Annotated in this window: 1 pseudogene; it reads right to left on the bottom strand. The window is 42.1% G+C overall.

The window, feature by feature from the left end:
* Nucleotides 1–340: pseudogene (locus tag DM397_RS00295) on the bottom strand (xylose isomerase); the annotation flags it as partial.

The raw sequence follows: 340 nt of genomic DNA, 5'->3' as shown, positions 1-340 counted from the left end.
GAAAACATCTTCTAAGTCTGTAGAGTTTCTTCTGATTTTAGCATCAAAGTTAACTCCTCCGCCTTGCAATCCGCCAGCTTTTAAGAAAACCAGCATGGCTTCAGTCGTTTCCTGAATGTTGTTTGGGAATTGGTCTGTGTCCCATCCGTTTTGGTAATCGCCTCTGTTGGCATCGATGCTTCCTAACATTCCTGCTTTTGCCGCCACTTCCAATTCGTGCTGGAAAGTGTGCTGTGCCAATGTAGCATGGTTTACTTCGATATTGATTTTGAAGTCTTTATCTAAACCATAATTTTTCAAGAATCCGATTGCTGTAGCGGAGTCAAAATCGTATTGGTGT

The organism is Flavobacterium nitrogenifigens, assembly GCF_003254565.1.
Lineage (GTDB): Bacteria > Bacteroidota > Bacteroidia > Flavobacteriales > Flavobacteriaceae > Flavobacterium > Flavobacterium nitrogenifigens.
Note: the sequence above shows the minus strand (reverse complement) of the source record. Positions and strands in the feature narration are given on the sequence as shown.